Genomic DNA, 10,364 nt, shown 5'->3' with positions numbered 1-10,364 from the left:
TCCCTACGCCAGATTAATTGTAGGGACACGGCACGTGCAGTCTCCTCATTTTGGGTAATATTAATTCTGATGCAACCGAAAATGATACAATATGCACTCCAACAAGCTATTTAACCGCACGCGCTGGCAACTCGCAGGCTGGTATGCGATCGTCACTGCTATGTTGTTGGGTATATGCGGTGTTGGAGTATATCAGGTTGTATTTCACGCGCAGCGATACATCCTCCAGCAAAAACTACAGGACTTAGCCGGAACGCTGCATGACACGATCGAACCTGAATTACAACAACCGGGACAGATTTCATCTAGCTTGAAAACTATCTTGCCCGGTCTTTGCCTGTGGAATGAAAACTGTAACAGTTCAGACAATGACGGGGCGCGACATACTGCTAGGGTGTTTCAGCAAGAGGGCTATTATCTCCGGTTTTTAGACCAATCTGGGCGTATTTTAGCGACGAGTGGAGAGCAGCCGGATCTATTAAAAAGTCTTGCGCCAAGGGAGTTCTGGCAAGTTCTGAATTGTTCTAAGGGCGATCGATTCTATCAAATTTCTCTACTACTGCGAACAAACGGCGGCTTGCCTTGGGGTTATCTGCAAATTGGGCGATCGCTCAAAGAATGGGATGCCTATCTTAACACCTTGCGACTGTTCCTCTTTTTGGGCTTACCTTTTGCGATGCTGTTAGTGGGAGGAGCGAGTTGGTGGTTAGCGGGAGTAGCCATGCAACCAATTTATCAGTCCTATCGCCAGATGCAACAATTCACCTCCGATGCTGCTCATGAATTGCGAACGCCTCTCGCTGTGATCCAGAGTACGGTTGAGGATACTCGTCTTGCTGAAGACTTACCAGAGGTTAATCAAAACCTGGATATTATCGAACGACAAAACATCCGCCTCTCCAGGTTAGTCAAAGATTTACTGTTCATTTGTCGCATTGAGCAACAACAGATTTCGACTCAATTGCAGCCTTGCTCTCTCAACGATCTGATCGGCGATTTGGTAGAGGAACTTGCAGGTTTGGCAATGATGGCTGAGCTACATTTGAAGTTAGAAATTCATGCCTCACAAGCCACTATGATTCTTGGGGATGAAGTCCAACTTTACCGTATGGTAACGAACTTAATTACAAACGCCATTCACTACACTCCCCCAGGAGGACTAATCCTTGCCATCCTCGATTGCACCGACAAGGAAGCCGTGATTCAAGTTCAAGATACGGGTGTTGGTATCGCTCCAGCCGAACAAACGCGAATTTTCGATCGTTTCTATCGAGTCCAGAGCGATCGTTCTAGAGCCACAGGAGGGGCTGGATTAGGGCTATCGATTGTGAGTGCGATCGTACTAGCTCATCAAGGCAGCATTCAAGTCCAGAGCGAGTTGGGCAAAGGCAGTATATTTACAATCCGTCTACCGCTTAAATAGAAACGAAGTCTCTACAGAATCTTAGCCACTTTAGCCCCATCGAGTGTCAACGGGCGGGCGATCGAGCTAAACTGAGATTTGAGATTAACTGCGATCGAACTCAAAGCTTGCACCTCTGTTGCCAACAGGCACTCCGGCCTGTTCCACAAAAAGTAAATTTGCTTGTGGAGTGGGCCGGAGAGCTCACCCCTGAAAAACTTTTTGACAATGGTGCAAAATGTGATATCGGAGGAAATTCTCTAGCTTCTTGGAAAAAATTGTTTTACCTAGAAGTGGGTCAAGCCCACTTTTTTTGTTGCATTCGTCGCAGGAAAAAAACTCAGGGCATCAGATATTGCAAGTTTAGGACTGATCCAGACCCGTGTCCGAGTTTAGGAGTTTTAACTTAAGTATTCGATATGACTCATCCCCTAATCCCACAAATCATTGACTTAGCTACCCCCGTTGCGGAAACACTGGGACTGGAAGTAGTGGGAACACTGTTTCACACCAACCAAAATCCACCCATCTTGCGGGTAGACATCCGCAACCTCCAGCAAGACACCGGTTTAGCCGACTGTGAACGGATGAGTAAAGCCCTCGAAGCAGAGTTAGAAACAGCCGACATCATACCCTTCGCCTACGTGCTAGAAATTTCCAGCCCTGGTATATCTCGATCGCTACTGAGCGATCGAGAATTCATTACCTTTAAAGGTTTCCCCGTAACAGTCAAAGCCACCGAACCAGACTCGCGAATCAAAGAGTGGAAAGGACTACTGATCGGCCGGGATGAAACAACGGTTTATCTCAATCAAAAAGGGCGACAGGTGAAAATTCCCCGCCCTCAAATTGCCAAAGTTGAACTAGACGAAGGTAAGGAGTAAAAAAGGGGAATTTTGAATTTTGAGTTGTAGGGGCCGTACCCCCGTGTCTGCCCGATTTGAGTTTTGAGATTGCCTCGCAGGAAGCTAAAAATGCTTCGCTGCGAGTTAATTTTTAAGAATCACATCTTTAGCCGCAGGGTTGAAGTAGAACAACCAATAAATTGTTGCAGCACCCAGATACCCTAATGCTATCTTTGTAACTCATCAATCATCAGTTATCACTTTTTTCAACAATTACCGACTGTCAATTACCAATCATCTATTTCCGATCGCAAGTTACGTATTGTCACATCAAAAAAAGGAGTGTTTTATATGTCAATGGTTCCCCTGCGCGGACTCAAAGAAATGATCGAAGGTATTAGCAAAGAGCGAAATTTACCCAAACACGCCGTCCAAGCAGCATTGCGAGAAGCCCTGCTTAAAGGATACGAACGCTACCGCCGCACCCAAAAACTCGACCACTTCAGCGAAGAATACTTCGACAATTTTGATGTAGAATTAGACGCAGAACAAGAAGGTTTTCGCGTTTTAGCTAACAAAACTATTGTCGAAGAAGTCGTCAATCCCGATCACGAAATAGCACTTTCTGAAGTACAAGAAGTAGCCACAGAAGCTCAGCCTGGGAGCATCGTACTCGTAGATGTAACACCCGATCAAAAAGAATTTGGTCGCATGGCAGCCATCCAGACCAAACAAGTCCTGGCTCAAAAACTGCGCGACCAACAGCGCAAAATGATTCAAGAAGAGTTTAAAGATTTAGAAGAAACTGTTCTTCAAGCAAGAGTGCTCAGGTTTGAGAGGCAGTCGGTAATTTTGGCAGTTACCAGCAGCTTCGGTCAGCCGGAAGTAGATGCCGAACTCCCCAAACGCGAACAGTTGCCTAACGACAATTACCGTGCGAACGCTACATTCAAGGTTTATCTCAAAAAAGTAGGCGAAGGTTCTACTAGAGGGCCGCAGTTACTTGTTTCTAGAGCAGACGCCGGTTTGGTGGTTTACCTGTTTGCTAACGAAGTACCAGAAATAGAAGATGGGGTGGTGAGGATTGTCGCCGTAGCTAGGGAGGCAAATCCGCCCTCCCGGCACGTCGGCCCTCGGACTAAAATAGCAGTAGATACTCTCGATCGCGATGTAGACCCCGTAGGAGCCTGCATCGGAGCGCGGGGATCGCGAATTCAGGTAGTAGTCAACGAATTGCGCGGCGAAAAAATAGACGTGATCCGCTGGTCTCCAGATCCTGCAACCTATATTGCTAACGCTCTGAGTCCAGCTAGAGTAGATGAAGTGCGTTTGGTTGCCCCAGAAGGGAGGCGCGCTCACATTTTGGTCGCGGAAGACCAACTGAGTCTTGCCATTGGTAAAGAAGGTCAGAACGTCCGCCTCGCAGCCCGCCTGACCGGTTGGAAAATCGATATCAAAGATATTGCTAAGTACGATCGCGACGCCGAAGACAGCAAACTGGCAGCAGAAGCAAGCAGGCTCGAAGAACTAGCAGGCGACGACTACGACGAAGAGGAAGGATCCGGCTACGACGGCGACGAGGAAACGGCAGAATTTGAGCAAGAGGAGCCAGCCACGGACGAAACCGCAGCCACAGTCTAAACACTGTGACATTCACTTTTATGTTTCTGGCACGGGAGACAAGGAGGACAATTCCCCTATTCCCCCCTCTCCCACTCTCTCAACTCTCCCGGAATCACTAGAAATGAAACCGAACTACCGGTGTTGCACAAGTTGTCGAAAAATAGCTCCTAAGGAAGCTTTTTGGCGAGTAGTCAGGCTCTATCCTTCTCATCAGGTACAATTAGATCGCGGCCTCGGTCGTTCCGCTTACCTTTGTCCGGCGAGCCAATGCCTCAAAGCAGCTCAGAAAAAAAATCGACTTGGGCGATCGCTCAAAGCGCCTGTGTCTGACGAACTGTACCAAACACTTTGGCAGCGTTTAGCCACATCTGACTGTACATCTGACTCGGAATCGATCGGGCACCAAACCGACAATAGTTCGGCCTCGACTGTATAAACCCTCTTGGCAGCCCTACCAGTAATTACCGGTAGCGCCAGCTCTAAAACCCCGATCCGATCTGCCCACCAGTCTGGAAAGATTTGTGTCAGATTAGATAAGGGTAGGGTACTAGCAGAGGTATCCTCAAGGTGGAAAGACAAACTTTAAAGATTGATTTGTGGCAGTTGCCAAAATTCAGACTTGACAGTTCTCGCTTTCCCAAAAAAAACTTGAGAATTCTCCAACCGCAGACTTCAGCGAATTGCATCTTTTAGATAAAATTGCTGAGCGAGTACCAAAACCCCGATTCTTGACACTGAATCAATCACAGCGAATGATGTCGTCATTAGAACAAAAAATCAAAATGTAAAAACTGGTTGGCACAAAAGAGGGCAGAGTGGATGAACAACGGCAAAGTAAGAATTTACGAATTATCACGGGAACTAAATTTGGATAATAAAGACATCTTGGCAGTTTGCGAGCGGCTCAATATTTCAGTAAAGAGCCACAGCAGCACAATTACAGAATCTGAAGCAGAGCGCATTCGCAAAACGGCGGAAAAATACGTAGCCAGCCACTCTACCCCCGGCAAGCCAGCTCCCCCCGAAAGAGCAGCAGCGCCATCTAGAGAATCTGGCCCTCATCCTAACGACCAACAAAAAAAGCAGCAAATTTTAGAAATACGCAGTCCAAAAGTACGGCCGGCTGGTGCTTCGTCCCAGCCCGCAGGCAACGAGGAGCAAAAAAACCAGCCAGGGGCCACCGTGGCCACTCCTCCCAAATCGCCAGCCTCTCAACAACTCCAGCCTCCAGCTAAACCAAATATCAATCGACCTGTACTCTCGAAGCCAAATGTCGCTGGAGCGGCGGCAGCTTCAGAAACAAGCTCGGAAACTGTAGGTGCGATCGCCCCGGAAACAAGCTCCCAGGCTCAAGCACCTGCGACACCTCAACCGCCGTCAGAAAAGGCTCCAGAACGCACCCCCCGCCCGCCGGTCGCCCCTCCAGCGCCGCCAGCAGGGGCAAAACTCACGTCGCCACCAGTCAGAGCGGCGTCCGAGCAGGCTGGCCGCAACCCACAAACTCTGGGAAACAAGCCGGTACTGAAACTGGCCAGAACCGATCAAGACCAATCAGAACAGGGAGAAACTCTGGAAGCGCCGGCGAAACCGAGCCGCCCCAGCAGACCTGCACCATCCGGTAGCGACGCTCAAAGACCTCGCCCAGGTGCTGGTGGGCCAGTGAAAACAGCACTTGCCGATCGACCGCAGCAGGGCGGCCCGCGCCGGAGCCTTGCCCCCGCAACGTCAGCCGCTGGGTTGCGTAGCCGGGGCGGTGACATTTCTGCCACCGGAGAAGACGCAGACGATGACGGAGACGATACGTCGTTGTTGCTGGATACTCTTCTCCTTCCCAAGCCGACTCTGCCAAAGCCAGCCAAAAAGACACAGGTCATTTGGGAAGAAGATGATGACGAAAACTCAGATGCTGCCAAAGCTGCCAAAGCAGCCAAGGCCAAAAATCGTCGCCTCAAACCCATAGACGAGGATGACGATGACTTAGAAAATGGCTTGGATATGCCAGCACCAGTCACCGTCAGCCTGTCTCTAGCCCGCCCAGCTAAGGCGAAGACACAAGCAGCACCCAAGTCAACACCAACTCCGGGCGCACCCGGTAGCAGCGGCAAAAATAAGAGACCGGGCCCTTCTCACGATAAAAGCTCTTCTGGTTCTTCCGGGGGACGCGGCAACCGGGGCAAAACAGCCGAAGCTAAGGTAGAACGTCCAGAAAAGCTGCTGCTGAGCAGACCGATGACCGTTCAAGAACTAGCAGTTACCTTGGCTGTTCCCGAAACCGAAATTATTAAGAGGCTGTTCTCTAAAGGTATTGCGGTCAACATTACCGAAACCCTGGACATTCCAGCGGTGAGAATGGTAGCCGAAGAAATGGGCGTAGAGGTAGAAACCCCAGAAATAGAAGAGCCAGCTACCAAAATCATCGAGATGATCGATGAGGCAGATTTGGAATACCTCCAGCGCCGTCCGCCAGTGGTAACGATTATGGGCCACGTGGATCACGGCAAAACTACTTTGCTAGACTCGATCCGCAAAACCAAGGTCGCTCAGGGAGAAGCTGGGGGTATTACCCAGCACATCGGTGCTTACCACGTGGATGTGGTACACGAAGGCAAGAGCCAGCAGGTGGTATTTTTGGATACGCCCGGTCACGAAGCCTTTACAGCTATGCGGGCTCGCGGTACGCGGGTGACAGACATTGCCATCTTGGTGGTGGCGGCGGACGACGGCGTGCGACCCCAGACAATTGAAGCTATCAGCCACGCGAAAGCGGCGAAAGTGCCAATTGTCGTGGCTATCAATAAAGTTGACAAGGAGGGCGCTCAGCCGGAACGGGTGAAGCAAGAGCTTACTGAGTACGGCTTGGTCGCAGATGACTGGGGCGGCGATGTGACGATGGTTCCAGTCAGCGCTATCCGAGGGGAAAACCTCGATACGCTGTTGGAAATGATTCTGACAGTCGCGGAAATGGAAGACCTCAACGCTAACCCGAACCGAGCGGCTAAGGGTACTGTAATTGAAGCTCACCTCGACAAGGCAAGGGGGCCAGTGGCAACTCTGCTGGTGCAAAATGGCACGCTGCGAGTGGGCGATATTGTGGTCGCAGGCTCTGCTCTGGGCAAGGTGCGGGCGATGATCGACGATCGCGGCGATCGCGTAGACCAAGCAAGTCCATCCTTCGCTGTGGAAGTGCTGGGGCTGCGGGAAGTACCGCAAGCTGGAGATGAGTTTGATGTCTTCGCTAACGAAAAAGAAGCAGCGGCGATCGCCAGCGGAAGAGCTACATCCCAAAGAGATTCGCGTCTACTTCAAGGTGGTCGGATCAGCCTCAGTGGCTTCTCTCAACAAGCTAAGGAAGGCGTTCTTAAGGAACTCAACTTGATCTTGAAGGCAGATGTCCAAGGCTCCCTGGAAGCCATTGTCGGTTCTCTGACCCAACTTCCTCAAAAAGAAGTTCAACTCCGATTGCTGCTATCTGCTCCTGGGGAAATCACAGAAACGGATATTGACCTGGCCTCCGCTAGTAATGCTGTGATTATCGGGTTCAATACTACTCTCGCCACCGGCGCTCGCCAAGCAGCCGACCAAGCGGGCGTAGACGTGCGGGAATACAGCATCATCTACAAACTCTTGGATGATATTCAAGGGGCGATGGAAGGACTGCTGGAACCCGAACTGGTGGAAGAACCTCTGGGTAAGGTGGAAGTGCGCGCTGTCTTCGCGATCGGTCGGGGGGCTGTGGCTGGATGCTACGTACTCGAAGGCAAGGTCATCCGCAACTGTAAGGTGCGGGTGCGCCGGGGCAACAATGTCGTTTACGAAGGTGTCCTTGACTCCCTCAAACGGATGAAGGAAGATGCCAAGGAAGTCAATACTGGCTATGAATGCGGTATTTCCTTGAGCGGGTTTAGCGACTGGGCGGAAGGCGATATTATTGAAGCCTACCGGATGGTTACTAAGCGCCGCACGCTATCTCAATAGTTTTGAGTTGTGAGTGTTGAGTTGGAAGAGAATTTTTGAGTGAAGGCAACTTGCATTGCCGATCGCTCCCAACTATTCTCTTCACTCAATACTCCCAAACTCATCGGACAGTTGACAGTTGACAGTTGACAGTTGGCAGTTGGCAGTTGGCAGTTGGCCGTTGGCAGTTGGCAGAATGAAATTCCTAATCGTCTTTACCCTTGCTGAAAATTCAAAATTTGCTCGCTCAAATAAGAATTACCGAAAGAAACCCGATTTCTGCTCGTAAGTCCTCGGTTTGATCGCTAAATATTTACTCCTCGCACCGGGTTTTAGAGTCAAGAGTGCGTCCAAGAATCTCAAAATTCAAAAGTCAAAACTCATATAGCAGTTCGATCGAAAAATGAGGTACGCTTGGGGTTTTCGGTAATCAGTAATCGGTAATCACCGAAAAGCTTGCGGTTCAAAAGCTGGTGCCGTGCCAATTACCAATTACCAATTACTAATTACCAATTACCAGACATACCTCATCTATTTTAGAAAGGCTATCATTCATAACTAATAATTAATTAAAGTGCGTTCTTTTTGGTCAGATCCTTTCTTGTGGATTCACCTTTCTGGGGTGGCTGCATTGCCGCTTTTCCTGGGACTGTGCTTGCTGGGACTCGCAGTGGGTTCTCCCACGCTCTCTGTCTGGTTAGAAGTGTTTTTAGTGGCTGTAGCAGGTATTGTTCCTGTGCTGTGGATGCAATGGTTCCGCCCTTTTTACATTTTTAGTATTTTAGTCGTGGCCGTGAAACCGCAGAATTTAACTTCTGTGCAGCAGCAGATGCTGACTCGGTTTAAAACTAAATTAAATCAAGGAATTGCTCTTTTTATCGCTGTTTTGCTGGCAGTAATTTTGTGGCAGCTATATCGATTTGCTCCCCTTGCTGCTGGGGTGGCTCCCTTTCCTCCTTCCTGGCGGTGGGCTGGGTTGTTGTTGGCAGTTGCTGCTTTTTTAGCTAGCAATTTGTTTTTGCAGGTGTCTGCTAGTGTGATGGCTGTTTTGCTGACGCCGGAATCAGAATTTGCAGCGACAAAGCCTCATGTATTAGAAAACATTAGGCAGGATTTTACGATCGCACCTTGGCAAGTCGATCGACTTTTGCCAGCTTTTGCGGGCGAGACAACTGTCACTCCGGCTGCACCCGCAGAGTCAATGCCACCAGCAGAAGGCATCAAGAATGCGTCATCCAGCAGTACAGTCAACTCAGAACCTGCGGACACCAACGGCCCTACATCCCTAACCCAACAGTCGATCGAAAAGTGAAATAAAAAATTAATATCGACATAATTGTAGTTTAAGCTACTTTATTTGCGACAGATGTATGCAGTAAAAAAAATAGGTAATGCTCCGGCTCAGATAAAGATTATTAATACTCTTAATATTTAATATTTAATCGCAGGTTGTGGCTATTTTATATTGGCTATTTGGAGAAAAGAATCTATAATAGAGAGAGTCAAGGTAAGCTTTCAATCCTTACAGGGAATTCAAACAGAGGTATAACAATATGGCGAATTATCTACCGATCGCACAAGAACCTCAAGCCGCAGAGCCGATCGAGCTGTGCGAAGATTCTGAAATCTGGGGCAGCCTCAAATCCGCGATCGGGGCAAGTTCAGGGTTTCAACGCTGGCAGCTAGAACTCAATTTTGAGAGTCAACAGCAAAATTTCACCATCGATCAGCAGGTTCGATCCTATCTGCGGGAAACTTTAGAAACTTTGGCTTACTGAGCGTAGCAAAACCAGAGATTGTCATAGTTTGTGAAATTCAACGTCAAATTCCGCCCTATCCCCTCCAATATGCTATGGGAGTTAACTCTCAACTTCGGAGTTCAAATTGCAGGGGAGAGTATTTCTCCTACATAAGATTTATCTCAAGCGAACCAGAGTAAAGGGAAATCGGCAAATGCTTCGTTGTAACGCTGCCAAATTTGCTTCCGGCGCTGCAATTAGGGGGCGACTTGTTTGAGTTGATGAATGCCGATCGCAGCTTGCAGATCCATCATATTGTATTTAAAACCGATTTCCACCACTTGATAGTGCTTGTAACCCGAGTCGCCGAAGCGATTCCAAGCATCTTTGCTCATACCGTGCAGCGCTAAAATTTTCAGCCTGTTAGCGTCTTCTTGACGGCGGGCGAGAATCATGCCTCCTTCACCCGTGGTGATGTTTTTGGTGACATAAAAGCTGAAGCATCCGAAGTCACCAAATGTGCCTGCTTTCTTTCCCTTGTACTCTGTTTCGATCGCGTGAGCGCAGTCTTCAATCAACTTCAAATTGTGACGGCTAGCAATCTCACACAGCGCATCCATATCGCAGGGACAACCGGCGAAGTGAACCGGTAAAATTGCTTTAATTCTCGAAGTTATTTTAGCTTCGACTTCAGCCGGGTTAGAAACTGTAACTTAATTTATGGACAAAGCTACCCATCCTTGACTATTTGGGTAGCTTTGTCCGCAACTCGGGCGATCGCACGAGACTATTTGCCCCTGG

General features: G+C 49.0%; 8 protein-coding genes and 1 pseudogene. 7 read left to right on the top strand and 2 right to left on the bottom strand.

From position 1 onward, the window contains the following. The first annotated feature begins 91 nt into the window (after nucleotides 1-91). Nucleotides 92-1,423 carry a two-component system sensor histidine kinase RppB gene (gene rppB / locus JGK14_RS32340; RefSeq protein ID WP_325315937.1) on the top strand — a complete coding sequence of 444 codons (1,332 nt, stop codon included), beginning with the start codon at nucleotides 92-94 and terminating at the stop codon, nucleotides 1,421-1,423. A gap of 11 nt (nucleotides 1,424-1,434) precedes the next feature. On the opposite strand, the gene JGK14_RS32335 is transcribed toward rppB, so the two are convergent. Continuing rightward, nucleotides 1,435-1,572: a hypothetical protein gene (locus JGK14_RS32335; protein WP_325315936.1), complete on the bottom strand. Its 138-nt coding sequence runs from the start codon at nucleotides 1,570-1,572 to the stop codon at nucleotides 1,435-1,437. Nucleotides 1,573-1,821: 249 nt separating this feature from the next. Between JGK14_RS32335 and rimP the strand changes: the two genes are divergently transcribed. From rimP to JGK14_RS32305, 6 genes are all read left to right on the top strand, one after another. After that, entirely contained in the window at nucleotides 1,822-2,286 is a 465-nt protein-coding gene (gene rimP / locus JGK14_RS32330) for a ribosome maturation factor RimP (protein ID WP_325315935.1), read from the top strand. A gap of 312 nt (nucleotides 2,287-2,598) precedes the next feature. Beyond that, a complete protein-coding gene (nusA, locus tag JGK14_RS32325; RefSeq protein ID WP_293184751.1) occupies nucleotides 2,599-3,888 on the top strand; it encodes a transcription termination factor NusA in 1,290 nt (429 codons plus the stop codon). Nucleotides 3,889-3,991: 103 nt separating this feature from the next. Then, nucleotides 3,992-4,306, top strand: a complete 315-nt coding sequence (locus JGK14_RS32320; protein WP_293148638.1) for a YlxR family protein — start codon at nucleotides 3,992-3,994, stop codon at nucleotides 4,304-4,306. 383 nt (nucleotides 4,307-4,689) lie between these two features. Continuing rightward, nucleotides 4,690-7,845, top strand: coding sequence for a translation initiation factor IF-2 (gene infB / locus JGK14_RS32315; RefSeq protein WP_293184749.1), 3,156 nt, complete (start codon nucleotides 4,690-4,692; stop codon nucleotides 7,843-7,845). A gap of 553 nt (nucleotides 7,846-8,398) precedes the next feature. Then, complete coding sequence (locus tag JGK14_RS32310; RefSeq protein WP_293193669.1) at nucleotides 8,399-9,136, top strand: low-complexity tail membrane protein; 738 nt, start codon at nucleotides 8,399-8,401, stop codon at nucleotides 9,134-9,136. 241 nt (nucleotides 9,137-9,377) lie between these two features. Beyond that, on the top strand, nucleotides 9,378-9,602 hold the full coding sequence (locus JGK14_RS32305) for a hypothetical protein (protein ID WP_293184744.1): 225 nt from the start codon (nucleotides 9,378-9,380) through the stop codon (nucleotides 9,600-9,602). A gap of 218 nt (nucleotides 9,603-9,820) precedes the next feature. Here JGK14_RS32305 and JGK14_RS32300 read toward each other — a convergent pair. Further along, nucleotides 9,821-10,252 (bottom strand): annotated as a pseudogene (locus JGK14_RS32300) (DegT/DnrJ/EryC1/StrS family aminotransferase); the annotation flags it as partial. Nucleotides 10,253-10,364: the final 112 nt, after the last annotated feature.

Origin of the sequence: Microcoleus sp. PH2017_28_MFU_U_A (genome assembly GCF_020738035.1) — a bacterium.
Classification (GTDB): domain Bacteria; phylum Cyanobacteriota; class Cyanobacteriia; order Cyanobacteriales; family Microcoleaceae; genus Microcoleus.
This window is presented reverse-complemented; position numbering and strand designations above follow the sequence as displayed.

Coding starts and splice junctions, on each gene's coding strand:
- nusA (WP_293184751.1), top strand. CDS start 2,599: ATGTCAATGGTTCCCCTGCGCGGACTCAAAGAAATGATCGAAGGTATT.
- rppB (WP_325315937.1), top strand. CDS start 92: ATGCACTCCAACAAGCTATTTAACCGCACGCGCTGGCAACTCGCAGGC.
- infB (WP_293184749.1), top strand. CDS start 4,690: ATGAACAACGGCAAAGTAAGAATTTACGAATTATCACGGGAACTAAAT.
- JGK14_RS32305 (WP_293184744.1), top strand. CDS start 9,378: ATGGCGAATTATCTACCGATCGCACAAGAACCTCAAGCCGCAGAGCCG.
- JGK14_RS32320 (WP_293148638.1), top strand. CDS start 3,992: ATGAAACCGAACTACCGGTGTTGCACAAGTTGTCGAAAAATAGCTCCT.
- rimP (WP_325315935.1), top strand. CDS start 1,822: ATGACTCATCCCCTAATCCCACAAATCATTGACTTAGCTACCCCCGTT.